We start from the raw sequence: 25,450 nt of genomic DNA, 5'->3' as shown, positions 1-25,450 counted from the left end.
ACTATTTTGCGATATTTGTACTAATTCGTATCAGGATTATATTAATAAATCAGTTATAGTAACTTATAAGAAAAAATAGAAATTAAATATTAGCTAGAGACTTAAGATTATCTGCCTTATCAATTTTTTCCCAACTAAACTCAGGAAGTTCGCGTCCAAAGTGGCCATAGTTTGAGGTTTTTCTGTATATTGGGTTCAGTAGATCTAAGTTTTCAATAATCTTACCAACTCTAAGATCAAAAACCTCATTAACAAGTTTTTCAATAGTGCCATCTGCGATTTTACCAGTGCCAAAAGTATTTACCATTAGAGATACAGGTTTTGCAACACCAATAGCGTATGCAACTTGGACTTCACATTTATCTGCTAGACCAGCGGCAACTATATTTTTAGCGATATATCTACCCATATATGCACCAGAACGATCTACTTTTGATGGATCTTTACCTGAGAATGCGCCACCACCATGATGAGCAGCACCACCATAAGTGTCAACAATAATTTTTCTACCAGTTAGACCACAGTCACCTTGAGGACCACCAATTAGGAATACGCCTGTTGGGTTGATATGGTATTTAGTATTTTTTGTAATTAGGTCAGCAGGAATGACTTCTTTGACAATTTCTTCGATTACAGCGTCGTGCAATTCTTTTTGAGAAATTGATTCATCGTGCTGAGTTGATAAAACAACCGTATCAATAAACTTAGGTTTGTTATTTTCATAAGCAAGTGTAACTTGAGCTTTTGCATCTGGTCTTAACCAAGCTAGCTTGCCTGACTTTCTAAGTTCTGCTTGTTTTCTCATTAGTAAGTGAGAGTAATAAATAGCTGAAGGCATAAGAGTAGGGGTTTCATTTGTTGCAAAACCAAACATTAGACCTTGATCGCCAGCACCAAGATCTTCTAAAGATCCGCGATCTACACCTTGAGCAATATCACCTGATTGTTTACCTATAGCATTAATTACAGAACATGTTCTACCATCAATACCTTTATTGGCATTATCATAACCTGTTTCTGTAATAACATTTCTAACTAGTTCTTCAATATCTACCCATGCAGAAGTAGATATTTCACCAGCAACTAGTGCCATGCCTGTTTTTACTAAAGTTTCACATGCTACACGAGCGTTTTTATCTTGTTTAAGAATTTCATCTAATATAGCATCTGAAATTTGATCAGCAAGTTTATCTGGATGTCCTTCTGATACTGATTCAGAAGTGAATAAATAATTTTTTGACATATCAATTGGTTCCCTTTTAGTTTGTTTAGAGCTAAAAGGCTTCTAGGAATTTTTAAAAAATTAGTAGAAACGCTTTAGCTTATTGTTTAATGTCGCAAGCAAGTTGTTTGTTAAATACAGCGACTTCGTGTATTATATATTTATGTTTATATCAAGTCAACTATTGACTTTTTAGTCGAGAGACTTTAAAGTATTGCTATTAAATTTTTGCATAATTTTTTGCTAAGTTTATGGCTGCTAGACTTAGCTAGTAAAGTTAAATATTTGAAAAGATTAAAAATATAAAACCGGAGAACAATAAATGGTAGTAATTCGTATGGCTCGTGGTGGAGCTAAAAAGCGTCCTTTCTATAGAATCGTAGTTGCTGATAAAAAAAGCCCAAGAGATGGTAGATTTATCGAAAGATTAGGTTTCTTTAACCCATTAGCTAAAGGTGGTGAAGAAAGATTAAAGCTTGACTTAGCTAAAGCAGAAGCTTGGCTTGCTAAAGGTGCTCAACCTTCAGATAGAGTAGCTAGCTTGATCAAAGAAGCTAAAAAAGCCGCTTAATAAAATTTCATAATAAAAATAATTATCTTTTATGTCACAGGATTTTGTAGAAATAGCTAAAATAGGTTCTACCTATAAGCTTGATGGTGAGCTTAACTTGTATCCTTTGGCAAATTCAATAGAAACTCTTTTAAGTTATGGTGATTGGTATATCCAGTTGCCTGCTAATAATGTTTGGCAACCACTTAAAGGCGAAGGTGTCTTAAGACGAGCTGATAAACTTTATATCAAACTAGCTAATATTGATGATGCTGAAATAGCAAAAAAATATGTAAATGCTTTGATTGGTGTTCCTAAAGAGGCTCTACCTAAGTTAGGTAATGGAGAAGCGTACTTTAAAGATCTTATCGGTTGTAGCGTTGTAAATACTAATAATGATTCTTTTGGTGAGATTATAGATATTATAGAAACTGGTGCTAATGAAGTGTTAGTTTGTAAAAAAGAATCTTCTGAGTATCTAATTCCTTATGTTAAGCAATATATTATTAGTGAAGATCTTGATTCAAAGAAAATAATTGTTGATTGGGAATACGATTATTAGTTAATAATTATTTCTTAATCAGATTTCGCTACTTACTGCGTAAGTATTAGCGACATACTTTTTTTCATGGCGGAAAAAGTATGCAAAACCGCTTCGCACTTCGCTATCGTATTTTAAAATCAATGAAAATAGAAAACTCGCTTTGCTCAAACAGTTCTATTTTCTAATTATTGATTTTATAAAATACTAATCGCTAATGTGCATTCGTTGCTATAAAGTGTATTTTATCGCTCAAGTATTTGTGTTTATTTGTTCTAAGTAATACAATTTAGTCTGCTTATAAACTTATTTAAATAGAATCTTATCTAATGGCTGAGTGCGGTAAATATTATAATCCTGAATATCCTAATACATCTAATGATTGGACTAGAAAATGGGATAAGAGTTGGTTGTTGGCTAAAGATAAGTATTTATTAAATTTTGGTAGTGAAAAAGAACGAAAAGATTCTTATAGGCATAGAATGTTTAGAGTTTTTGTTATGCTTTTTATTCCTCAAATAGGTTTTTGCTGTTACCATTTGGATTGAGCATATATACGGTTTTAATTAGTATTTTAGGATATATTATAGGATGTCGATTATACTTGTTATTGATATCTGCTTTTAATATACTTGTTTTTATAATTCTTCCAACTTATGTTTTATAGGAAAGATTATTTTAGAAAAGATGTAAGTCGAAAGCCTATAAAAATTTTTACATATTTTATATTTTTTACATGTTTAATGTCTTTTACTTTTGTATGGATAATGATTTTAATGATGGTGCTTGGTTTTATATTTAAAATTTTAGGTATCAATTAAGGATAAAAAATGAAATTTGGCATAATATCAATATTTCCAGAAATGTTTAAAGCAATAAATGATTTTGGGATTACAGCTAGAGCAGTTAATGATGCGAAGGTATCTATAGATTGCTTTAACCCTCGTAATTATACGACAGACAAGCATGCTACTGTAGATGATACTAGTTTTGGTGGTGGAGCTGGTATGGTTATGAAATATGAACCTTTATCAAAAGCTATCAAAGATGCAAAAAGTACTTTAGGTTGTAATACAAAAGTAGTATACTTGTCACCTCAAGGTGGTGTATTTAATCATAAGAAGGCTCTTAAGCTTTTAGAAAATGATTCACTAATACTGCTTTGTGGTAGATATGAAGGGGTTGATGAGCGCCTGATACAAGATTATGTCGATGAGGAAATCTCTGTAGGTGATTTTGTTTTAAGTGGTGGTGAGCTCCCTGCTATGCTTGTTATGGATAGTCTGATTAGGCTATTACCAGAAGTGTTGGGTAATAAAGATTCTGCGATTGAGGATTCTTTCTATGATGGTCTGTTAGACTACCCACATTATACAAAGCCAGCTGTTTTATCTGATGGTAATGCAGTTCCAAGTGTTTTGTTGTCTGGTAATCATAAGGAAATAGCAAAATGGAGGCGTAAACAGAAGTTAATAAGAACTTATGAGCGTCGTAAAGATTTAATAGAGTGCCTATGCCTATCTGAAGAAGATAAGCAAATTATAAATGATTATAAAATAGATAAGGTAAGCACAAAAGGAGAATAATAATGAAAAATAAATTTGTTGAACTAGTAGAGAAGTCACAAATCAGAACTGATATTCCAGAATTCAATCCAGGTGATTCTGTAACAGTTAACCTATGGATTAGAGAAGGTGATAAGCAAAGAATCCAGGCTTTCAAAGGTTTTGTTCTTAGAAAAAGAAACAGAGGTCTTCACTCTGCTTTCACTGTAAGAAAAATGTCTTCAGGCATGGGTGTTGAGAGAACTTTCCAAACTCATTCTCCATTGATCGATAGCATCAAAGTAGAGAAGAAAGCAGATGTACGTAGAGCTAAGCTATACTACATGAGAGGCCGTACTGGTAAAGCTGCTAGAATTAAAGAAAAAGTATAATTCTAGGAAAGTCAAAAAGTGTCTACAGTCGTTGATGCTTTTCTTGATAATCTTTGGCTTGAACATGGTTTGAGTCAAAATACTATCTCGTCATATCGTACAGATCTTAAATTTCTACAAAGTTATTTCTCAAAAGCTAACTTAGTTAGTTTGGACTTTGAGCAATTATATGCTTTTATTTCATATCGTTCTAAAAATGGTTATAGTAGTCGTTCTAATGCTAGAATGATATCTACTTTGCGTAAATTTTATGCTTGGCTAGTTAGATCTGGTCAAACTGAGAATAATCCTACTGCTAAATTAACTATGCCAAAATTAGCTAAGAGCCTGCCTAAGGATATGACAGAGGCAGATGTTGAAGCATTGTTACAAGCACCTGATTTAACACAAGATATTGGAATCCGAGATAGGGCGATGCTTGAGCTAATGTATGCAACGGGCTTGCGTGTTAGTGAGCTAATTGGATTAGATGTTGAAAATGTTGATATTAACTTTGGAGTGATTCAAGTATTAGGTAAAGGCTCAAAAGAAAGAATTGTTCCTATGGGGGAATATGCTTTAGAGTTTTTACAAAAATATTTTACAGAGTCTCGACCTAATTTGGCTAAAAATTTCAAAGAAAAAGCTATCTTTATTAGTCAGCATTCTAAAAGGATGACGCGTCAATCATTTTGGCATCGTATAAAAAGTTATGCTCTTATCGCAGGGATAAGTACACAAATATCACCACATACTTTAAGGCATGCTTTTGCTACTCATTTACTTAATCATGGTGCAGATTTAAGGTCTGTACAGTTACTTCTTGGTCATAGTAGTGTATCTACAACTACAATTTATACGCACATATCACAAAATCGTTTACAGGAAATATACCAAAGGCATCATCCAAGAGGATAAATAATTATTGATCTCAAAAATATCTTTTGTAATGATTACAAATATAGCTGGCTTATTATGAAAGTGTTATGTTGAATAAAATGCTTCATTTATAAGTATTTATAGCTTAAGATGATTTAAAAAATATTATAGGGATTTTACTTTAGTTTAACTGATAGGTGATATATTGAAACTCAGAAAGTTCTTTGCAGTAAATAGAGGTAAGCGCTTTTATCTATTGCATAGGTACACTCGAAGAAAGTTATCTAATCCTTTTATTTTAGTATTATTCTTGCTGATTTCCTTTATTGTATTTATTCCTGGAATAATTATGTTATTTACTCCCGGGCCTGGCTTGTTATTTATGGTAATAGCATTATTACCATTTATTGCGATAAGTAAAAGATTTGCCCGATTGCTTGATAAAATGGAAGTCTTTTTCTGGGCAAAGCTTAAAAATAAGTCGAAATAAACTACTTTTTTAAACCAGCTATTAGAGTTAATCTAAGAGATGCAACAATATTGTATTATTGTTATAATAGTTACTGAAATTTTAGTGTTTTCTCTTAAAATTAATGGAGTAGTAATGAATATTCGTAGTGTTGACTATTATGCAGATAATGCGCCCGAAGAGTTTACAAAATCTTTGAAAGAAACTGGTTTTGCAGTTCTTAAAACTCACCCGATTGATTGGAGTCTTATCCAAACAGTTTATCAAGAATGGCAAAAGTTCCTAAAATCAGGTGATGCTGAAAAATATATGTTTGATGTTGAGAAGCAAGATGGTTATTTTCCTAAAGATGTTTCTGAAGTTGCAAAAGGTGAGACTGTAAAAGATATTAAGCATTTTTATCATTTGTATTTTCCTAATGGCAGATACCCTACAGAAGTAAGTAACGCTGCTCGTGAAATGTTTGAAAAAATGATGGAACTAGGTGAAACACTTTTACAATGGATAGATGATCACATGGATTCAGCTGTGGCAAGTAAGTTACCGCAAAGATTAAGAGACACTGTTTCTTATGAGAATACACTGCTTAGAATTTTACATTATCCAGCTATGCAAGGTGATGAAGAGCCAGGAGCTGTTAGAGCTGCTGCGCATGAAGATATCAACCTAATTACTCTATTACCGATAGCTTCTTCACCAGGATTACAAGTTTTATCACCTGTAAGTAATCAATGGTTTGATGTGCCATGTGATAGTGAGTCATTAGTTATAAATATTGGTGATATGTTGCAAGAAATGACACATGGTGAATATATAGCAACTAAGCATAGGGTTGTAAAACCTGAGGGCGAAATCGAAAATTTAGATAGAATATCAACGCCATGTTTTATACATCCAAAATCTGAGGTTTATTTATCAGATAAATATCCACAAGCTGGAATGTTTTTAGATGAGAGATTAAGAGAGTTAGGTTTAAAATAAAGCTTAAAAATGACAAAGCAAAATATTATTTCTTTCTATGAGAGTGATGCTCATAGCAATCAAGTCAGAGAAATTCTTGAACAAGCAAAAAAAGTAATTGGTTCACAAAAATCTTTACAAAGTTATGCCGTAGTTTTAGATATTGACGAGACGTCATTAAATCACTATAAGTCACTTAAAGAAGTTGGTTTTCCTCAAGAGGAAAATCATAGTATTTGGGATGAGTTAATTGCAAAGATAGATGTTGAACCAATAAAACCAACTCTAGATTTTTATCGATATTGTATTGAGAAGGGTATTAAAATATTTTTTATTAGCGCTAGATTTGCAACTTATTTAGATGCTACAAAACAAGCATTACAAAATGCTGGATATATTGGTTTTGAAGAAGTTTTTGTTTTTCCGGAAGATATCTCAACATACTCTTCTGAGAATTTTAAAAATTTTAAGGCTGAAAGAAGAGCATATATAGAATCTTTAGGCTATAGGGTGCTTGTTTCAATAGGAGATCAATCTTCTGACTTAAAGGGTGGCTATACTTTAAATACTTTCCAGTTACCAAACTATCTATATGGTGAAAATTCTGTGTTTTAGTATACTGATTTCGATTTGAAAATTAAAAAGTTGCCCAAAAAAATTAAAATAGCACAAATTATTAAAATGACTAAGTGAATATTTTGGTCAAATAGCACAAATGCAAATAGTGGTCCCCAAATAATATAAGTAATATTTAATGACATTGCCAGAGTTACATTAGAATGTTTAAAAGCTTGCATATATGATAGATCAGCAATATATCCAATAATCCCAATAGCTAATATTAGAAGTAAGATATAGATGCTAACAGTATCTATAATTAAAAATGTAAACGGTAAAAAAACAACAATAGTTGAGATTTTACGTAAGAAAAGCAAAGTGTTAACCTCAACGTTTGCATTAAGAATTAGTTTATAGATCACACCTTCTAATCCCCAGAATATTGCGGCTAAGGTTGCAAGAAATAGGCCAGTTAAACCATTTGCTTTGTCCCCTAATTCATTAGTAGCTGTTAAGGCTATACCAATAGCTACGACTATAAACCCTATTATTTTAAGCTTTGTTAGCGACTCTTTAAGGAATATTCTAGCACCAATCATCCCTACTGCAGGATAACATGATGATATTATAATAGCTGTTCCTGTGGCAATATCTTTGGTCGAAAGCATATACATAGTCATTGCTAAACCACCTGAGAGAGGTATACAGCAGATACTGATTATTTGCCATAGTTTTAGGTCTTTTACTTTTTTTACGGATGATTTGGAAATAATTCCTATAGTTCCAGCAACTCCTAGATCATGAATTGAAGTCAGCCACATAGAAACTAAGAAAGTCATTGTTAATAAAGTATGAACTTGTCCCGCTAGAGTATAATCAAGTCCCCAGAAAATGCCTGATAAAGCGCCAAAAAGAAATGCTCTTTTCTTAAAATCCAAATGTAATAACCGATATTTGTAAAAATTTACAATACTTTAGCGAATTGAGGTAGTTATTACAAGTTAATAATTTATTTTATAGGTTTTTCATTAACCACTAATAGGTTCTTTTTGAGGCTCTATAAGAATTTCATTTAAAGCAACATTTTTTGGTTGATTCATAGCAAACACTATCGTTTCAGCTATTTGTTGAGGTGTTATGAAACACTTAGTATCATTACTTGCATATTTCTTAACAGCATTGTTCTCGGATGACATATTTTGTAGAGGTGTTGCAACATTACCCGGTTGGATATTTATAACTCTAACATCTTTATCTACTAGCTCTTGACGTACTGCCCTTAGAGTATATTCCATAAATGCTTTTGATCCAGAATATATCGCTAGGCCTGGAAAAGCTTGTCTAGCAGCATCAGATGTTATATTGATAAGCATTCCTTTATTTTTGATTAACGATGGTAGAATTGAGTAAAGTAGATTTGTAAAACCAATTACATTGGTATTTATAGTTTTCATCCACTCTTCATAGTTTCTATTTTCTATACATTGATAGTACATCACCCCAGCACAGTTGACTATATAATCAAATTCGCCAAAGGTTTCTATAGAATTAGTGATAAAACTCTCCACAGAACTTAGTTCTTGAATATCTACAGATTGATAAAAAACATTATCGCCTGTGATATTTGCCTCGCGACGAGAGCATAAAGAGATTTTCATTTCTTTAGTAAGGCATAGCTCAGCTATAGCTTTACCCATTCCACTAGATGCTCCAACTATTAATATGTGCTTATCTTTGAGTAGATTCATTATTTCTCCCTAGGAAAATTTTACTTATGTAGTTTTCGGTTATTTCTGGATAATCAATATTTATCTCTGACATTAGTGATTCATAATTTGATCTATCATATAAATTTATTGAAGCATCAATATTTGCATGATCAGAAGCTAAGTATTTAGCAGAGTTATCTGTAATTGATTTGCTCCAAGTCTCTGAAGGAATAATCTCGTAATTAGAGACTTTTGCTAATGTCTGTGCATTAAGGAAATTCTTGTTAGTTATATTGTAGATATATCTATCAGCATGCGTCTCTAAGACAAGATGCTCTATAATCTTAGAAATATGATCAACAGGAGTCATTTCTAGATTTATATCAGTTGGTATTTTTTGTTGTGAATTTACTTCTTTGATTAGTATCCAGTTTGTATCAGAGTCATTAATATAATTATTAGATACAGGTGAAATATTACCTAATCTTAGTACTGTAGCATTTAAGCCTTCTTTTACTGAATTATGGATTAGTTTTTCAGCGGCCCATTTAGTTTGAGAATAGCCAGATTGTAGTGAGCCTAGCCATTCGATATTTTGGTTTTCGCTAAATTTTTTATTTAGATGTAAAGGGAAAATGCCATTTGTAGATATATGGATTAAATGTTTTGCTTTGCTTATAGAGCAAAAATCAATAATATTTGCTGTTCCAATAAAATTACTATTTCTCAAAGCATTATACGGAAGCAATAAATTAACAGATGCAGCGGTATGAATTATAGTATCAATTTTGTTAGCATAATTTAGATATTTACCTGATTGCCAACCAAATTCTTTTGCTGAAATATCACCTACGAGACAAACAATTTTATGAGATTTTTCAATATTGAGTTTTTTAAGGATATTTTTTAGTCTAGTATCTGCCTGTTGTTGGTTATCAGCTCTAACTAAACAATAAATAGCTTCTATATTCTTATTAGCAACTAATGTTTTAAGAGTGTGAGATCCAAGAAAGCCTGTTACTCCTGTAAGAAGTATATTTTTACATGATTCCTTATGATCTTGTTTAAGATTTTGTATTTTAGGCTTTAAATCTGTAAATAAGTTATTAATATCATCTAGGATTAGCTTTGAGAGATTTTGTTCAGAATCATTAGAAGATTCTGATAATAAGTTATAGCTATTACTAAGTTGGCTTGCGGCAATAAAATCGGTTATTTTAACTTCAAAACCAAGTTCTTTAAGTTTACTTATTAGTAACATCGTTGATAATGAAGAGCCACCAAGCTCAAAAAAGCAACTATCTAAATTAATATCATCTTTTGAGATATTCAGGATATTTGCCCATAGTAATTTATAGTCATCTAATGATTTAATATTTTTTATTTCTTGCTCGACATAAATAGTATTATCTTCTAGATTTAAGCTATTTCTATCTAATTTATTTGAGTATCTATTTAGAGGGATCTCATCAAGAAGAACTATATGTTTAGGAAGCATATAATGTGCTAAGAAAGGAGAGATTTTATCAAGAAGTATTTTTGAAGGCTTATTATCTTTAAGTTGCCATTTTTCACGAAAACTTTGTTGTTTATCATTTGGTATTTCTAAATATGCAACTAGATATTCTGACATTCTTGTCTCACCAGTTTTATTTACAACACAATGCATGATATCAAGCTTATCTTTGATAACTGATTCTATAAAAGGTAACGAAAGTGTATAACCCCGTAGTTTTATAATATAATCACAGCGACCATATATTGTGATTAATTGACCATCGTCAGACAGTTTGCCATAGTCACCAGTCTTATATAGACGTTTACCAATAGGACTATTACTAGCTTCAATAAAACGCTCTTTATTTAAATCTGGCCTGTTTATATATTCATTAGCCAAGCCTATCGCGTGTATATAAACTTCTCCTTTATCGCCATTTTTGACCATTTGTTTATTATCATCTAAAACTATAGCTTCAACTTTAGGTAGCACATGTCCTACAGGTACAATTCCATCAGCTTCAAGATTTTTATCATTTATATGTAGTTTATATGTAGCTACATCGTGACATTCTGAGATTGAATAGAGGTTATAAATATCTGTTTCAGACATAAACTCTTCTAAATGATGTTGTAACCAGCTAGAGACAACTTCACCATTAAGCCAGCAAGTATCTATATTTTTAAATATTTCTTTAGCAATATCTTTTGATGTTGAAAGTAATGTTTCTAGATATGATGGCGTAAAGAGTATCTCATTGATTTTTTTATCTTTAATATATTGTGATAGTGCTTTGAAGTCATAGAGGATATCATCTGGAATTATATTAGTTCGACCACCTTTAATCAGAGGTCTAAAAGCTTCCCAGAGGTAATAAATATTACAGCCAATTGAGCTATTCTCATTATATGCTTTGACTGTTTCTCTAATCTCATAAGAAGATAATATTGCTCTATGGGATATTGCTATACCTTTGTTTTTCCCAGTAGTTCCAGATGAATATACCAACCAAAATCCTTTTTCAGAATCAATTAGGGGATGTTTAAATTTTTCTACATCTTTTGAGTTATATTGACTAATTATATAAATATAGTTAAAACATTCTGCAGTTTCTATATTAGGTATTTCATCACATAGAATTAAATCTGATTGAGTATCTTCAATAATATTTTTTAGTAAAGGTAGAGGGAAAGATTTGTCTAACTGAACACAGCTTGCACCAATACTAGAGATAGCTAAAAAAGCTATAATAATTTCATAGCGTTTTGAACTATATATGGAGATTATACTTTGAGATGTATATCCTTGATTTTGTAAATATTGTGCTAAAAATTTAACTTGATCAGCAGTTTGTTGGTATGTTAGTTCAGTATCAGAGTCTGTAATGGCAATATTGTTAGGGGTTAAGCTTGCCTGCCTAAAGAAAAGTTCACTTAGTGTAGAATTCACGATTTTATCTTTTTGAATCACTATTAATGATTCCAACAATAATAAATTATTTATGATGTGATGTATATCTTAGATGGTAAATTCAGTTCGTAGATATTACAAAATCTACTAGATGATTTTTCAATTATCTTGAAACTTTTAATATTAGCTATTAAATTATTCGAACTAGAAAGTTAACAAACTATAAAAAATTAGTTTAAAATAAATCTTAGGTAGAAGAAATATTTCTTTAAATAATGATAGATAAAAGTGGGTATAGAGCAAATGTTGCTATAGTTTTACTTAATAGACAAAATAGAGTTTTTTGGGGACAAAGAAAAAACAGAGCTTCGTGGCAGTTCCCTCAAGGAGGAGTATCTGTAGGGGAAACTCCTTTACAAGCTATGTATCGTGAGCTTCATGAAGAGGTTGGTTTGAGACCTCAAGATGTTGAAGTTATAGCTTCTACAAGGGATTGGTATAAGTATGATATTCCAGACTCATTACTTAGAAGTAAAGAACCTGTATGTGTTGGCCAAAAACAAAAATGGTTTTTATTAAGGTTAAAAAGCTCAGAAAATAATATTGATTTAGAAGCTAATGATTCACCAGAGTTTGATAACTGGCGTTGGGTTAGTTATTGGTATCCAATAAATCATGTGGTTTATTTCAAGCAGGAAGTATATAGAAAGGCATTGACTTATTTTAAAGAGTTTATTTAGAATCTTGTTGTCTGCCTTCGACAAAAGATTTTGCCCATAGGTAACAAAATGATCCGATATATGCTGATAAGATAACATCAGAAACATAGTGATCTAGAACAATAATTCTACTTACGGCAACAATAATTGCTAAAACTATAGCAATGATAGTAATATATTTTTTCTCAAAAAAATTTGCTATGGCAAGTAAACCTGCAAATGATAAAGTAGTATGTCCAGATGGCATTGAGTTGTATGCTTTCTTAAAAGAGAAAAAGTGAAAGCCATATTCATTCTTAAATAAAAGCATTTCAGGTCTATATCGAGCAAGTAAAACTTTTAAACCACCAGCAACTAAGATAGCGAGTATCAAAGAAAGTGACATTGTATATAGCTTGTTAGAAGTTTTATTACGTAAATATCTAATAATACATGCTACAGTGACGATTAAAGTTACTATTAGCCAAACTTTTGATGATGCTATCTGTGACATTAAAGAAGCTAACGTACTTATTTTAGTGCCAAAAAAATCACTTGAGTGAATTGCTGTAGTTACTTTTATATCCAAAAAGTTATAGCTAAGTACTACAATGATTAACGTAATAATCCCATATACAACAGTATTTTTTGCAAGCTTACAATCTAAACACTTCATAATTAAATTATTTAAAACCACTAGTTTAGTTGATACAGTATAATATTATCATAACTAATTTTGAAAACCTAAGATGTTCAAACAAGGTTGGTATAAAAAAGCCAAGCATATCGCGAGTAAAAATTTTAATAAGCGACCTAATAATATGGATATTAGTCTGGTTGTGGTTCATTGTATAAGTCTGCCAGAAGGAGAGTATTCAAATCACAATGTTGAAAATTTATTTCTTAACCAGCTAGACTGTGATTCACATAAAAGCTTTGCTGATTTAAAAGAAGTTGAAGTTTCAGCGCATTTTTATATAAAACGGACAGGTGAAGTTATTCAATTTGTTTCTGTAGATAATAGGGCGTGGCATGCTGGTATAAGTAACTTTCAGGGAAGACAAGGCTGTAATGATTTTTCTATAGGTATAGAGCTACAAGGTACGGACAAGACAGCTTATGAATTTGAGCAATATAGAAGTCTAAATGAATTGTTAGTGGATTTAAAAGAGACCTATATTGAACTCAAAGCTATTACCGGACACCAAAATATAGCTCCGGGAAGAAAAACAGATCCTGGCAAATGCTTTGATTGGGATAAAGTAAATGATTTAGATGGGGTTGATAAGTATTCTTAAAAAGGAACTATTACTGGTTTTAATTAGTTTTTAAATTTAGTTGGAGAGTATAGTGAATAGAGAAAAACAGTTGTTAAATTTATTACAACAGGAGGTAGTTCCAGCACAAGGTTGCACAGAGCCAATAGCTTTAGCTTATTGCGCTGCTAAAGTAACTCAAATTTTAGGAAATGTACCTGATAAGGTCGAAGTTTATGCTTCTGGGAATATAATCAAAAATGTAAAAAGTGTTACAGTACCAGGTAGTAGAGGTATGATTGGTATAGAAGCAGCTGTAGCTATGGGACTTGTTGCTGGCGATCCTGACAAAGAGCTTATGGTAATTGCAGATATAACAACTTCAGAACTTAAAAATGTCAAAAAGTATCTAACAAAGAAATCTGTAAATATTCATATGTCAGATAAAAAGATTAAACTTTATATTCAAATCGTGGGTTATTATGGTGAAGATAAGGCTATTGTTGAAATCAAATATACACACAGCAATATAACCCTAATTCAAAAAAATGAAAAAATTTTATACAAAGTTGATGATACTTCCAATAAGAAAAATCTAGTGGATGAGATTATAAAGACATTTTCTATTAAGGAGATATATGAGATTGCAGCTAGTATAGATGTTAATAAGATTAAATCCTTATTTGATCTTATTGTTAAGGATAATACAAAGATTTCTCAAGAAGGTTTAAATAATAGTTATGGAGCTCAAGCTGGTAGAAATATTAAATCAGCTATAGAGCTGGGGCTTTATGGTGATGATGTGCGTAATAATGCAGCCGCAGCGGCTGCAGCAGGAAGTGATGCTCGTATGGGAGGGTCTGCTCTACTTGTAATGACAGTTGCTGGAAGTGGAAATATTGGTATAACTATATCTATGGCTTTAATAAAATTTGCAGAGTTTAATAAAAAGAGCCAAGAAGAACTTTATAGAGCAATATTTTTAGCATCTTTAATAACTGTTTATATTAAATCTCGTATAGGACGGTTATCTGCATTATGTGGTCCAACTTGTGCTTCTGCTGGAGTTGCTGCAGGACTGGCTTTGATGTTAGATCAACCTTTAGAAAAAGTTAATAAGGCTATAATTAATGCTCTAGCTAGTATTGTTGGGATTATGTGTGATGGAGCAAACTCATCATGCTCAATGAAAATAGCTAATTCAATATATACCGCTTATGATGCTGTTAATGCCGCAGTGTTAGGAAATAGTGTAACAGCTTATGATGGTATAGTTGGTAAGAATGTTGAAGAGACTATTGAAAACATAGTCTATATAGCAACAGATGATGGTATGTCTAAGACAGATATAAATATATTAAATATAATGACTAAACAGAGATAGGCTTTTATTCTATTTCTGCTTTATCACCATAGTTTTCTAACCAATCACGGCGATCTTTAGATCTTTTTTTAGCTAAGAGCTTATCTAATATTTCAGTATCGTCATAAACATCAGATATGGTTAACTGTAACAATCTTCTAGATGAAACATCCATCGCTGATTCACGTAGCTGTACAGGGTTCATCTCACCAAGACCTTTAAAACGCATAATATTAATTTTGCCAGTTAGCTTAGAATTTTCAGCTAAAATAGTTTCTTTTTCATCTTCATCTAGAGCATAGAAAGTATTTTTACCAATATCAATTCTAAATAAAGGGGGTTGAGCTATATAAATATGTCCATTTTCGATAAGTTTTCTAAAATGCTTTAGAAACATTGCACACAATAAGGTAGCAATATGTAAGCCATCAGAATCTGCATCAGCAAGAATACATATTTTGTTATATCTTAACCCAGATATATCATCACTATCTGGATCAACACCTATTGCTGTTGCTATATTATGAACTTCTTGAGAATTCATGATCGTATCTGCATCAAGCTCCCAGCTATTTAGAATCTTACCCTTAAGAGGCATTACAGCCTGAAAATTCTTATCACGTGCTTGTTTTGCAGAGCCTCCTGCTGAGTCTCCTTCGACAATAAAAAGCTCCGTTGAATTTACATCAGAGCTAATGCAGTCTGTTAGCTTCCCAGGTAAACGAATAGATGTATTCATTATGCGTTTACGCGCAGTTTTTTTATCTGCATTAATACGTTTCTGTGCAACCTTGTTGATATTCTCTATTATTTGGCGAGCTTCTTCAGTATTTTGGTTAAGCCATATAGTTAGTAGATCTTTTACTGTTGTAGCAACGAATGCAGTTACATCTTTATTGGAAAGCTTCTCTTTAGTTTGTCCAGCAAACTGAGGATTTGTTATTTTTAATGATATAACATAGTTTAATTGAGCAAATGAGTCATTTGCCGTAATTTTGATATTCTTAAGCCCAAGAGAATTTTTTTCTATATATGTTTTAATGGCATCATAAATACCGTTTTTAAGACCTGTAACATGAGTACCATCTTGAGGTGTTGGGATTAAGTTTACATAGCTATTTTTTATAACTTCTGCAGGAGCATCGCACCAGCAAAATACAGCATCTAAAAATGACTCTCCATTTGAAAAATTATCTATCATAAAAGGACTATTAGGCAGAGTCTCGGATTCTAGCTTATGATCTAGATAACCTTTTAGGCCATCTTCAAAATGCCATACTAACTTTTCTTTCTTAACCTCATTAGAATATTTGATTGTAAGGGCCTTACAAAGAATAGCTTTTGCTTCTAATAAGTTTTTTAAAGCCTTAAGATTTACTTTTATATCATCAAAATATTTTTTATCTGGCCAAAATCTAATCTTTGTCCCAGTATTTTTCTTACCAACAGTATCAATAACTTCTAAATCTTTAGTTTTAAAACCATCTTGAAATACAATATGATAAAGCTTACCGTCTCTTTTTATCTCAGCTTCAAGCCTACTAGATAAAGCATTAACAACAGAAACGCCTACACCATGAAGACCTCCGGAGTGAGTATAGTTCTTGTTACTAAATTTACCGCCAGAGTGAAGCTTAGTCATAATAAGTTCAATACCTGACATTTTATGTTCTGGATGAATATCTACAGGCATTCCGCGTCCATTATCAGAGATTTCTATACTATTATCTTGATAAAGAGAGATATCTATTTTATTAGCAAAGCCTGCCAAGACCTCATCAACACTGTTATCTACTATTTCTTGGATAAGATGATTTGGGTTTTCTGTATTAGTGTACATCCCAGGTCTTTTTTTGACAGGATCTAGGCCAGTTAGTACTTCGATTGATTTAGCATTATAGTTTTGCATTAATATTAATTAGATCAATAAATTATATTTACTAGGGGGAATTTTATCACATAATTTACTTAATTCGTAAGCTTAGCAAAGTGTTAATAATTATTTCCTTAGGAAGTAGCAACTATAAGGTAAAAATACTATTAGTCCAATTAAAGGTAATAATATAAATGCAAGTGAAAGTGTAAACTCACTTCCTAGGCTAATTTGACTCATAATCGCTGTTGTAATTGATGCAATTCCCATTTGCATAAAGCCCATTACTGATGAGGCTGCTCCAGCTGTTGTAGTAAAATTCTCCAAAGCTATTGGTGTAAGTAGAGGCACACTGAAAGATACGCCGACAAAAGTTAATGATAATATTCCTGTTAAGGCTAGAGATAACTCTAGCCCTGTAAGCTTTTTAAATGCATAAACTAATAATATTCCTGATATTAAAGTACAAGTCATACCAAAATTAATAAGATGTTTATATGCTATTATGCGACTAAGTTTTGAGCAAACAATAGAGCCTGAAACAACTGCAATAACCATTAAAGTGAGTAAATATAAAAAATTCGATTTCTCTAGTTTTAATATATTTACAAAAATATCAGGAGCAGTAACAAGACAGGCATAGATAATACTGATATTAAGACCTAATACAAAAGTGGCAAAGAAGAATTGATGATCTTTAAATAATAAGAAATAATTTTTAAATAGAGATTTTATAGTTAATGCTTCATAGTTTTTCTCTCTAATAGTTTCAGGGAAAAATATAGCGACATTTATAAATAGTAGGCTTGCTGCAACTAATAACACCCAAAATATTATTGATGGACTTAAAAATACTCCAAGCACAGCGCCAAAAGCAGGAGCTAATGCAAATGCTATATTCATAATAGCAAAAACTGCTCCTTGCTCGTTAGTCTTAAAAGCATCTTTAACAGCAACTGTTGCAATAACACCCCCAGCAGCAGCACCAAAGCCTTGCAGAAGTCTTGCATATATTAGAGTATCAATATGTTCAGTAAATAAGCATATTATTGAGCTTATTATAAAGAAGCATGAACCAATTAACATTATTGGTTTTCGTCCAAACCTATCAGAAAAAGGCCCATATAGGATTTGGCTAATAGAGTAACCTAATAAGTATGAGGTTATTGTAAGTTGAACATGAGGATAATCAGTACCAAGAATTTTCTTTAACTCAGGTAGAGCTGGGGCGTAGATAGTATCACCAAATGGTCCTAATGAAACCATTAGGATTAAAATGAATATCGATGGTCTTATACCTTTATACATTAGTAGGTTTACCTTTGCTAAAGTCTCCTATTATTATATTAACTTTTAAGCCTTTTGCATCTTCTTTTTTAGATTTCTCAACTGCTTTTGCTATAGCTACTGGTGTAATTGATGATTTAATATAATCAGTATTATTACCTTTATCAACTTTATAATCGCCAAGAATACTTTCATATATAACTTTATCACTATAAGCATCAACTAGGTATGTTGTACCATTCTCAGCTTCAACTAGAATCCCTTGCTTTGTTGGTACTAATTGAGCAGAGATTCCTGTGCTAGGGAATAATGCGGGTGTTGGTGTAAGCTTGTATCTTCCCAGATATTCACCATTTAGTGAGCTAAAAAAGTGTAAATATCCTTGGTAATCAGCAACAACTATTAAGCCTTTGTAGTAAACAGGTGCAGTTATTTTACGCCATTTTAATGTATCTTGAGTCCAAACAGTTTCACCATTTTGTATATTATATGCCTTAAGTTGGCTATCTGCTTGAGTTGTAAAGATAACATTGTTATCAATGGCCATATTATTGATTATAGATGCTTTTTTTGCCCATAGCATTTTTCCAGAATCTTTATCTAAAGCTACTATAGCTCCTTGGAATGCTGCAAAAATTAAATAGTGATGATATAGCATTGGATTTGCTGTTATATCAACCATCTTATCGGCTGGAGAAGATCCATGAGCAATAGCTATTGGTATGTTGATAGTCTTATCACCACTTTTAACAGTAAAGCCAAGAACTGTACCAAAAGCAGATCCTATCATTACAGTATCATTTAGTACGATAGGGGAAGAGTTTCCTGGCAAAGTTAATTCTGGAATATTATTTGAAGCACTCCACTCCATCTTTCCGTCTTTAGCATTAAAGGCAGCGACTGAACCATCATGAGTATGAGTGTAAATATAGTTATCATAAACAGTTGGTTGAGCAAATAAGCTACTAGGAGCTTCACTAAGCCATAAAATCTTGCCGGTCTTAGCATCTAAAGCAGTAAGTTTGCCTTTAATTGAGCCAAAAATAACAGCGTTTGCGATGGTGTTTGGTTCAGCAGATAGACTTGAATTAGTATCTTTTTTCCATATTACATCACCATTTTTCATTGATAGAGCATATACCATACCATTTTCATTAGGGACAAATACCATACCATCTGAATAAGTTGGTGCTAAGTTATAATTGCCTAAACCGTTATCACCATTGCCTGTGCTTTCTTTCCATTTAACTTTGATGTGAACCTGCTTAGGAGGTTTTTCATCAAGTGGTGTTGGAGGTGGGACATTACTTTTAGAACAACTAGCTATTAGAAAAGATAATAGTAGAGGTAATGTTAAAAAATAAGATTTTTTCATTGTTTCTAATTTAGTAGTTATTTATTAGTTGGGTAATTACTTGTTTAAACTCAGCTGAGCTATCAGGATCTTGTAGGGCTTTATGCCAAGCATCTAAAGCTTTAGTCTTATCATTTTTTTGATGGTAAGCTTGCCCTAGTAGCATTAGAGGATAGGCTTTATCTCCTAATGATCCTAAACTTTGTAAAGTTTTAATTGCCTGGTCAGGTTGATTTGATGCAATATAAAGCCTAGCAAGTCTAGTTTTAGTAACGTTAGTCAAGCTATCATCAGGATTACCTTTGATACTCTGTTGCAGTACTTTTATCGCTTTTGGTAAGTTTGCGATATTCATACTGAAGTTACTAGTATCTAACTTTGTTGGAGTTATATACAAGTCGGCTAATTGCCAACTAGCAAATATACCAAAGCTAGTGTTTGGGTATTTATCTACAACTGATGTGAATTTATATATCTTTGTATTTGACGAGGTATCTGAATTTTTACTAGCAATTAAAGCCTTTTGATATGCATTAGAGGCTTCCAAAATTCTTTTATGGTTATTTGAATTATAAAACTGAAATATTATTACGCATATAATTGCAACAATAATTATACCAACTATTGTATATAGTGCTTGGTTTTGTTTTTTTGTTAAGCCTTTAATACTCATATTTATGTTTTATTTTTTCAATAAATTTTACAACATCTTAACATAAAAGTAGTAAACGTTGTAAGTTTATTAATCAGATTAGAATGTAATGTCTAATACTTTATGGTAAAATATATTTTTGTTTTTCTAAGTTAAATTATTGTAATACGTTTTTATTTTTAATATGGCATTAATATCTTTAGCAATTGATTATAAGAAGTCTCCGATAGAGATCCGTAGTGAGTTTGCACTATCTGGGTTAGATGTATCTATGTTGTATAGATCTATACTTGCTATAGATAATGTCACACACGCAGTTATTTTATCGACTTGTAACCGTACAGAAATATATCTAGAAATATCAGATCTAAGAGTAGTTGATGATGTTTTGCTGTGGTGGCAAGGGTATGTTAGAAATCCTGAATATAAGATAAAAGATTATTTCAAACTAAGACAAGGTACTGAGGTGATAATGCACCTTATGAAGCTTGCATGTGGCTTAGAATCTATGGTTTTAGGCGAGCCGCAGATATTAGGACAAGTTAAAGATTCATATACCTTAAGTAAGAAAAACCATGCCTTAGGTAAAGAGTTAGACAGGGTTTTCCAGAAAGTTTTTGCTACTGCAAAAAAAGTACGCAGTGAGACAAGAATAGGACATTGTCCAGTTTCGGTTGCTTTTTCAGCAATTACTTTGGCTAAAAAACAATTAGACAATATCTCAACTAAAAATGTACTTATTATTGGTGCAGGTCAAACAGGCGAGTTACTATTTAGACATGTTACAGCTTTAGCACCAAAACAAATCATGTTAGCCAATAGAACTATCGAGAAAGCAGAAAAGATTACTTCAGCTTTTAGAAACGCAAGTTCACATCCTTTGACAGATTTAGAAGAATTAGTTGAAAGAGCTGATATTATAATTACAGCTGTAAATGCGCAAGATTATATAATCTCAGTAAATGATGTTGATACTAAACCTAGAATTTTTATAGATATCTCAATACCGCAAGCACTAGATCCTAAGTTAGGTGAGATAGGTGAAAATGTTTATTACTGTGTTGATGATATTAATGCGGTGATAGCTGATAATAAAGATAAAAGAAAACATGAAAGCTCTAGAGCACAAAAGATTATTGTTAAATCACTAGAGGAATATTTAGAAAAAGAAAAAGCGATTATATCAAATAGTGCGATTAAAGAGCTCTTTGATAAGGCTGATGGTCTTGTTGACTTGTCTTTGGAGAAAAGTTTAGCAAAGATTAGAAATGGCAAAGATGCTGAAGAGATAATGAAAAGATTTGCCTATGAAATTAAAAAGAAAGTTTTACATTATCCTGTAATGGGTATGAAAGAAGCTTCTAAGCAAGGAAGAAATGATTGCCTTGTATGTATGAAACGTATGTTTGGTTTAAATGTGGAAAAGTAAATGAAAGATTCAATTAAAGCAAAATTACAAAGTTTGATTGAAAGGCATGAGGAAGTAAGTGCCTTATTAAGTGATGCTGATATTATTTCAGATCAAAATAAGTTTAGGGATTTATCGAGAGAATATTCTCAGCTTGAGCCGATAGTAAAAGCATTTAAAGATTATTCTCAAGCCCAAGAAGATAAAGAAGCTGCTCAAGAAATGCTAAATGAGAAAGATGCTGAGCTAGTTGAGATGGCAAAAGAAGAACTTAAATTAGCAAATGAAACTATAGAGAGTCTTGAAGCAGAACTACAAATCCTTCTTTTACCTCGTGATCCTAATGATGATGCGAATGTCTTCTTAGAGATTAGGGCTGGGACTGGTGGCGATGAGGCTTCAATATTTTCTGGTGATTTATTTAAGATGTATTCTAAGTATGCTGAGCAAAGAGGCTGGAAAGTTGAAGTAATTTCAGCAAGTGAAGGTGAGCATGGTGGCTACAAGGAAATCATTTCAAAAATTAATGGTGAAGGGGCATACTCACAGTTAAAATTTGAATCTGGAGCTCATAGAGTGCAACGTGTGCCAGCGACAGAATCTCAAGGTAGAGTACATACGTCTGCTTGTACAGTTGCGGTTATGCCAGAGGTTGATGAAGTAGAGGGAATTGATATAAATCCAGCAGATCTAAAGGTTGATACTTTTAGAGCATCTGGTGCCGGTGGTCAGCATGTTAACAAAACTGACTCAGCAATCAGAGTTACGCATATCCCAACAGGCGTTGTTGTAGAGTGTCAGGATCAAAGGTCTCAACATAAAAACCGTGCTGCGGCAATGTCAATGTTAAAATCAAGATTACTTCAGGCTGAGATAGATAAACAACAAAAAGAGCAGTCTGATACACGTAAAAGCTTAGTTGGTAGTGGTGATAGATCTGAGAGAATTAGAACATACAATTATCCACAAGGTAGGGTTACTGATCATCGTATAAATTTAACGCTTTACAAGCTTGATGAAGTAATGGAAGGTAGTTTAGATAGTGTTATTCAGCCTTTAGTTCTAGAATACCAAGCAGATCTTTTAGCAACAATGTCAGATGAGTAATTATACAATTTCATCTTTTATTTTTTCAGTAGTCGAGAATTATAGAACATATAGCTGTCATACTCGCGAAGGCGGGTATCTTTCTAATCTTGCTGATAATCCTAGAGATTCCCATTTGCATGGGAATGACTATATGATGATTGATGAATTAGCTATATTAAAAAATGATATTCAAACAATTGTTTGTGATATCTTAGATGTTGATAGAACTTATTTATATCTAAATTCGGATAAAGTTTTAGATGAAGGTGTTGTTGAAAAAATAAATACAAAAATTTATCGATATTTTGATGGAGAGCCACTAGCTTATATTTTGGGTTATAAATATTTTTGGGATCAAAAACTTTTTGTAACACAAGATACTCTTATTCCACGTGCAGATACTGAAACTCTAGTTGAAGCGATTTTAATTAATATATCAAATAAAAATGCCAAGCTAGATATACTGGATTTAGGAACTGGAACAGGAGCTATAGCTTTGGCGTTAGCATCTGAGTTACCAAATAGCTATATTATAGCAGTTGATTTTTCTCATAAAGCTTTAGATGTAGCTAAAAAAAATGCTAAAGAAAATAAAGTATCAAATGTTGAGTTTATCCAAAGTGATTGGTATCAAAATCTAGATAATAAGAAGTTTGATATTATAGTTTCTAATCCTCCTTATATCGATTTTTGTGATGATGATATTACCCAAGAAGTGAAAAAGCATGAGCCTCAGAGTGCGTTATTTTCTCAAGATAATGGTTTGGCAGATATCAAAGTTATAATTTCGCAGTCTCATCAATATCTAAATAAAAATGCTCGCATATATATTGAGCATGGATTTAATCAGGCAGATGATGTAGCAGGTATGTTCAAATCTAATCAATTTATTATGGTTGAAACAGTTAAAGATCTAAATGGAAAAGATAGGTGCACACATGCTATATTTAACAAAAAAACCTAACAGAAAGTATTTTTAAATTATTCTTAATATAGAAGTAATAGTTTTTTTAAGATTACTCAAAAGTATTTATTTATTGAGTCAAAATCGCTTAAATAAAAAAGCTCAGATGTGTTATATGATAAAATTTATATACACAAATTATAAGTTTGTTAGGTTAATTAGTACATGAAGAGTATAAAAAATAAAGGATTTACAATACTGGAGGTGTTAATATCATCTGCTTTAGCTATGTTCTTATTTTTTGCGGTTTTTTATACTATAGGCAATATAATCTCTAAAGCAGTTTTAATAGAGAATAAAGTTGAGTTAGCTGATGAGCTAGATGATAGAGTTAATGACTTTATGTTGACGGGGGCTTTTGATGATAGCTCTCTAGGGAATATTACTTTTTTGAAATCACTAAGTCCTGGTGCGAGTATATTGGAATTTGTTGCTACTAATCCTGATATGTCGCTAACTGTTACAAAAAGAGTCTATGCAAGTAACCCAGTTGCTGATGTAATTAACCAAGAGTTAGGACCATATATGCAAAAGGCTAATGAAATATACATAAATGCCGAAGCTACCGTAATAGATGATCCTTCGATAATTACGCAGATAGATTCTGCTAGAGATAGCTTACTATCTACTAGCACGCAGAAGCATTCAAGTAGTACAGGAGTATTATTAAACTTAAGTAACACTCAGATTAATACAACACAACCACTGGATAATCCTCCTTTTGATAAGAGTGGTCCATATGTAGTAATTGGTCCTAGTACTAATGCAGATATTACACCTTCTGGAGTAGTATGGCACTGTACAGCTTATAATTTTGAGGCAGAACTTTTACCCGCATGGTGTAATGTATAAGATATAATAAAAGAGGTTTAGATGAGATTAGAGTTTAAAAAAAGTATGTCTAGAGGTTTTACCTTAATTGGTCTTTTAATCTCTACAGCTATATCAATGATAGTTGTTGCTGCTCTAATATCTTCTTATATTACAGTAAAGAACGAATATAATTCACATAAGGATAAAACTGAGGTCGAGGTAAAAGAATTATTAGTAAAAAGTATTATCTATGATTTTGTTAAAGATGTTGGTTTTGCCTGTAAGTTTGGATACTTTAACCAAGACTATTATGACAGTACGGCAGATTCACTAGATAACTATTTTACAAGTAATTCAGCGATTACGATAGGCCAACTTCCTTTTCCAAGTGGATCAAGCTTTTCAGGAGCTTTGGAAAAAGATTGTAGTGGTGAATGTTTTCAGGCTGGTACTGACTATATTATGGTTAAAAAAGAAGAAAGCCATACAGAGCTTAACGCAATAAATGCCTTAGATACGAAACTTAGTGTTAATTCAATAAGTGATATTAGTGTTGGGGATTACTTACTTTTGTGTAATAAAAATAGTATCAATCTAGTTAAGGCATCTAGTATAAATACTAGTACAAATATAGTAGGCTTATCTCGAGCTCCTCAAAGTACAGACTACTATCCTGGTGATTATGTTGGTAAGTATTCTTTAGAAATACTTTATATAAGAGATACTGGTCAAAAAAATGATGATGGTCAAAATATATATTCATTATATGTATATATAAAAGGAAATTCATCAACTGGTAAATCTTATGAATTAGTACGAGGAGTACAAGATATGCAAGTTGAATATGCAACAATAAGTAATGGTAATGTTATTTGGAATAGTATTTCCACAGATACTGCTATAGATACTATAGGATATTCAGCAATTAAAGTATCGTTTAGTGTCGATGGTAGGAATTTTAGTAAGGTGGTTAATTTATAGG

25 protein-coding genes are annotated in these 25,450 nt (G+C 32.0%); 16 read left to right on the top strand and 9 right to left on the bottom strand.

The window, feature by feature from the left end:
• Window positions 1-82 precede the first annotated feature (82 nt).
• Entirely contained in the window at window positions 83-1,243 is a 1,161-nt protein-coding gene (metK, locus tag F7310_RS09015) for a methionine adenosyltransferase (RefSeq protein WP_072713258.1), read from the bottom strand.
• Window positions 1,244-1,544: 301 nt separating this feature from the next.
• On the opposite strand from metK, the gene rpsP reads away from it, so the two are divergent.
• The 8 genes from rpsP (at window position 1,545) to F7310_RS08970 (ending at window position 7,151) form a co-directional block, all read left to right on the top strand.
• Window positions 1,545-1,793: a 30S ribosomal protein S16 gene (gene rpsP / locus F7310_RS09010; protein ID WP_072713257.1), complete on the top strand. Its 249-nt coding sequence runs from the start codon at window positions 1,545-1,547 to the stop codon at window positions 1,791-1,793.
• Between the two features lie 31 nt (window positions 1,794-1,824).
• Window positions 1,825-2,334: a ribosome maturation factor RimM gene (gene rimM, locus F7310_RS09005; protein WP_072713256.1), complete on the top strand. Its 510-nt coding sequence runs from the start codon at window positions 1,825-1,827 to the stop codon at window positions 2,332-2,334.
• Window positions 2,335-2,642: 308 nt separating this feature from the next.
• Window positions 2,643-2,861: a hypothetical protein gene (locus tag F7310_RS09000; protein WP_072713255.1), complete on the top strand. Its 219-nt coding sequence runs from the start codon at window positions 2,643-2,645 to the stop codon at window positions 2,859-2,861.
• Window positions 2,862-3,143: 282 nt separating this feature from the next.
• On the top strand, window positions 3,144-3,899 hold the full coding sequence (trmD, locus tag F7310_RS08995) for a tRNA (guanosine(37)-N1)-methyltransferase TrmD (protein ID WP_072713254.1): 756 nt from the start codon (window positions 3,144-3,146) through the stop codon (window positions 3,897-3,899).
• 2 nt (window positions 3,900-3,901) lie between these two features.
• A complete protein-coding gene (rplS, locus tag F7310_RS08990; protein ID WP_072713253.1) occupies window positions 3,902-4,249 on the top strand; it encodes a 50S ribosomal protein L19 in 348 nt (115 codons plus the stop codon).
• Between the two features lie 18 nt (window positions 4,250-4,267).
• Window positions 4,268-5,146, top strand: a complete 879-nt coding sequence (xerD, locus tag F7310_RS08985; RefSeq protein ID WP_072713252.1) for a site-specific tyrosine recombinase XerD — start codon at window positions 4,268-4,270, stop codon at window positions 5,144-5,146.
• A 565-nt stretch (window positions 5,147-5,711) separates the two neighbouring features.
• Window positions 5,712-6,557 (top strand): 2OG-Fe(II) oxygenase family protein, encoded by an 846-nt coding sequence (locus F7310_RS08975; protein WP_072713576.1) that lies wholly within the window; start codon window positions 5,712-5,714, stop codon window positions 6,555-6,557.
• Between the two features lie 9 nt (window positions 6,558-6,566).
• The gene (locus F7310_RS08970) at window positions 6,567-7,151 is read left to right on the top strand and encodes an HAD family acid phosphatase (RefSeq protein ID WP_072713250.1); all 585 of its coding nucleotides are present in this window, start codon (window positions 6,567-6,569) and stop codon (window positions 7,149-7,151) included.
• Here the strand turns inward: F7310_RS08970 and F7310_RS08965 are convergent.
• The 3 genes from F7310_RS08965 to F7310_RS08955 form a co-directional block, all read right to left on the bottom strand.
• Window positions 7,148-8,032, bottom strand: a complete 885-nt coding sequence (locus tag F7310_RS08965) for a DMT family transporter (RefSeq protein ID WP_072713249.1) — start codon at window positions 8,030-8,032, stop codon at window positions 7,148-7,150. The genes F7310_RS08970 and F7310_RS08965 overlap by 4 nt on opposite strands.
• Before the next feature lie 90 nt (window positions 8,033-8,122).
• Window positions 8,123-8,842 (bottom strand): SDR family oxidoreductase, encoded by a 720-nt coding sequence (locus tag F7310_RS08960; protein ID WP_072713248.1) that lies wholly within the window; start codon window positions 8,840-8,842, stop codon window positions 8,123-8,125.
• The gene (locus tag F7310_RS08955; protein ID WP_236939869.1) at window positions 8,823-11,750 is read right to left on the bottom strand and encodes a non-ribosomal peptide synthetase; all 2,928 of its coding nucleotides are present in this window, start codon (window positions 11,748-11,750) and stop codon (window positions 8,823-8,825) included. The genes F7310_RS08960 and F7310_RS08955 overlap by 20 nt, the downstream gene beginning before the upstream one ends.
• 236 nt (window positions 11,751-11,986) lie before the next feature.
• Between F7310_RS08955 and F7310_RS08950 the strand changes: the two genes are divergently transcribed.
• The gene (locus F7310_RS08950) at window positions 11,987-12,451 is read left to right on the top strand and encodes an RNA pyrophosphohydrolase (protein WP_072713247.1); all 465 of its coding nucleotides are present in this window, start codon (window positions 11,987-11,989) and stop codon (window positions 12,449-12,451) included.
• Here the strand turns inward: F7310_RS08950 and F7310_RS08945 are convergent.
• Entirely contained in the window at window positions 12,444-13,085 is a 642-nt protein-coding gene (locus F7310_RS08945) for a phosphatase PAP2 family protein (RefSeq protein ID WP_072713246.1), read from the bottom strand. The two genes, F7310_RS08950 and F7310_RS08945, sit on opposite strands and share 8 nt — an antisense overlap.
• 73 nt (window positions 13,086-13,158) lie before the next feature.
• Between F7310_RS08945 and ampD the strand changes: the two genes are divergently transcribed.
• Window positions 13,159-13,707, top strand: coding sequence for a 1,6-anhydro-N-acetylmuramyl-L-alanine amidase AmpD (ampD, locus tag F7310_RS08940; protein ID WP_072713245.1), 549 nt, complete (start codon window positions 13,159-13,161; stop codon window positions 13,705-13,707).
• 52 nt (window positions 13,708-13,759) lie between these two features.
• Entirely contained in the window at window positions 13,760-15,049 is a 1,290-nt protein-coding gene (locus F7310_RS08935) for an L-cysteine desulfidase family protein (RefSeq protein ID WP_072713244.1), read from the top strand.
• A gap of 4 nt (window positions 15,050-15,053) precedes the next feature.
• Here F7310_RS08935 and parE read toward each other — a convergent pair whose 3' ends face one another.
• The 4 genes from parE to F7310_RS08915 form a co-directional block, all read right to left on the bottom strand.
• Window positions 15,054-16,937 (bottom strand): DNA topoisomerase IV subunit B, encoded by a 1,884-nt coding sequence (gene parE / locus F7310_RS08930; protein ID WP_072713243.1) that lies wholly within the window; start codon window positions 16,935-16,937, stop codon window positions 15,054-15,056.
• 90 nt (window positions 16,938-17,027) lie between these two features.
• On the bottom strand, window positions 17,028-18,209 hold the full coding sequence (locus F7310_RS08925; protein ID WP_072713242.1) for a multidrug effflux MFS transporter: 1,182 nt from the start codon (window positions 18,207-18,209) through the stop codon (window positions 17,028-17,030).
• Window positions 18,202-19,563, bottom strand: a complete 1,362-nt coding sequence (gene bamB, locus F7310_RS08920; RefSeq protein WP_072713241.1) for an outer membrane protein assembly factor BamB — start codon at window positions 19,561-19,563, stop codon at window positions 18,202-18,204. Before bamB ends, F7310_RS08925 begins: the two co-directional genes overlap by 8 nt.
• 10 nt (window positions 19,564-19,573) lie before the next feature.
• Complete coding sequence (locus tag F7310_RS08915) at window positions 19,574-20,209, bottom strand: YfgM family protein (protein WP_072713574.1); 636 nt, start codon at window positions 20,207-20,209, stop codon at window positions 19,574-19,576.
• Window positions 20,210-20,378: 169 nt separating this feature from the next.
• On the opposite strand from F7310_RS08915, the gene F7310_RS08910 reads away from it, so the two are divergent.
• From F7310_RS08910 to F7310_RS08890, 5 genes are all read left to right on the top strand, one after another.
• Window positions 20,379-21,623, top strand: coding sequence for a glutamyl-tRNA reductase (locus F7310_RS08910; RefSeq protein ID WP_072713240.1), 1,245 nt, complete (start codon window positions 20,379-20,381; stop codon window positions 21,621-21,623).
• Window positions 21,624-22,709: a peptide chain release factor 1 gene (gene prfA, locus F7310_RS08905; protein ID WP_072713239.1), complete on the top strand. Its 1,086-nt coding sequence runs from the start codon at window positions 21,624-21,626 to the stop codon at window positions 22,707-22,709.
• A gap of 133 nt (window positions 22,710-22,842) precedes the next feature.
• The gene (gene prmC / locus F7310_RS08900; RefSeq protein ID WP_072713573.1) at window positions 22,843-23,655 is read left to right on the top strand and encodes a peptide chain release factor N(5)-glutamine methyltransferase; all 813 of its coding nucleotides are present in this window, start codon (window positions 22,843-22,845) and stop codon (window positions 23,653-23,655) included.
• A 165-nt stretch (window positions 23,656-23,820) separates the two neighbouring features.
• Window positions 23,821-24,507, top strand: a complete 687-nt coding sequence (locus F7310_RS10730; protein ID WP_236939867.1) for a type II secretion system protein — start codon at window positions 23,821-23,823, stop codon at window positions 24,505-24,507.
• A 21-nt stretch (window positions 24,508-24,528) separates the two neighbouring features.
• Window positions 24,529-25,449 carry a prepilin-type N-terminal cleavage/methylation domain-containing protein gene (locus F7310_RS08890; protein ID WP_072713238.1) on the top strand — a complete coding sequence of 307 codons (921 nt, stop codon included), beginning with the start codon at window positions 24,529-24,531 and terminating at the stop codon, window positions 25,447-25,449.
• Window position 25,450: the final 1 nt, after the last annotated feature.

It is taken from the genome of Francisella uliginis (assembly GCF_001895265.1).
GTDB classification, from domain to species: Bacteria; Pseudomonadota; Gammaproteobacteria; order Francisellales; family Francisellaceae; genus Francisella; species Francisella uliginis.
The sequence above is the reverse complement of the archived record's forward strand: the minus strand, read 5'-3'. Positions and strand labels throughout refer to the sequence as shown.

Bases quoted from the DNA above. Each gene is read 5' to 3' on its own strand.
- metK (WP_072713258.1), bottom strand. From the start codon at position 1,243: ATGTCAAAAAATTATTTATTCACTTCTGAATCAGTATCAGAAGGACAT.
- rpsP (WP_072713257.1), top strand. From the start codon at position 1,545: ATGGTAGTAATTCGTATGGCTCGTGGTGGAGCTAAAAAGCGTCCTTTC.
- rimM (WP_072713256.1), top strand. From the start codon at position 1,825: ATGTCACAGGATTTTGTAGAAATAGCTAAAATAGGTTCTACCTATAAG.
- F7310_RS09000 (WP_072713255.1), top strand. From the start codon at position 2,643: ATGGCTGAGTGCGGTAAATATTATAATCCTGAATATCCTAATACATCT.
- trmD (WP_072713254.1), top strand. From the start codon at position 3,144: ATGAAATTTGGCATAATATCAATATTTCCAGAAATGTTTAAAGCAATA.
- rplS (WP_072713253.1), top strand. From the start codon at position 3,902: ATGAAAAATAAATTTGTTGAACTAGTAGAGAAGTCACAAATCAGAACT.
- F7310_RS08975 (WP_072713576.1), top strand. From the start codon at position 5,712: ATGAATATTCGTAGTGTTGACTATTATGCAGATAATGCGCCCGAAGAG.
- F7310_RS08970 (WP_072713250.1), top strand. From the start codon at position 6,567: ATGACAAAGCAAAATATTATTTCTTTCTATGAGAGTGATGCTCATAGC.
- F7310_RS08960 (WP_072713248.1), bottom strand. From the start codon at position 8,842: ATGAATCTACTCAAAGATAAGCACATATTAATAGTTGGAGCATCTAGT.
- F7310_RS08950 (WP_072713247.1), top strand. From the start codon at position 11,987: ATGATAGATAAAAGTGGGTATAGAGCAAATGTTGCTATAGTTTTACTT.
- F7310_RS08945 (WP_072713246.1), bottom strand. From the start codon at position 13,085: ATGAAGTGTTTAGATTGTAAGCTTGCAAAAAATACTGTTGTATATGGG.
- ampD (WP_072713245.1), top strand. From the start codon at position 13,159: ATGTTCAAACAAGGTTGGTATAAAAAAGCCAAGCATATCGCGAGTAAA.
- parE (WP_072713243.1), bottom strand. From the start codon at position 16,937: ATGCAAAACTATAATGCTAAATCAATCGAAGTACTAACTGGCCTAGAT.
- F7310_RS08925 (WP_072713242.1), bottom strand. From the start codon at position 18,209: ATGTATAAAGGTATAAGACCATCGATATTCATTTTAATCCTAATGGTT.
- bamB (WP_072713241.1), bottom strand. From the start codon at position 19,563: ATGAAAAAATCTTATTTTTTAACATTACCTCTACTATTATCTTTTCTA.
- F7310_RS08910 (WP_072713240.1), top strand. From the start codon at position 20,379: ATGGCATTAATATCTTTAGCAATTGATTATAAGAAGTCTCCGATAGAG.
- prfA (WP_072713239.1), top strand. From the start codon at position 21,624: ATGAAAGATTCAATTAAAGCAAAATTACAAAGTTTGATTGAAAGGCAT.
- prmC (WP_072713573.1), top strand. From the start codon at position 22,843: ATGATGATTGATGAATTAGCTATATTAAAAAATGATATTCAAACAATT.
- F7310_RS10730 (WP_236939867.1), top strand. From the start codon at position 23,821: ATGAAGAGTATAAAAAATAAAGGATTTACAATACTGGAGGTGTTAATA.
- F7310_RS08890 (WP_072713238.1), top strand. From the start codon at position 24,529: ATGAGATTAGAGTTTAAAAAAAGTATGTCTAGAGGTTTTACCTTAATT.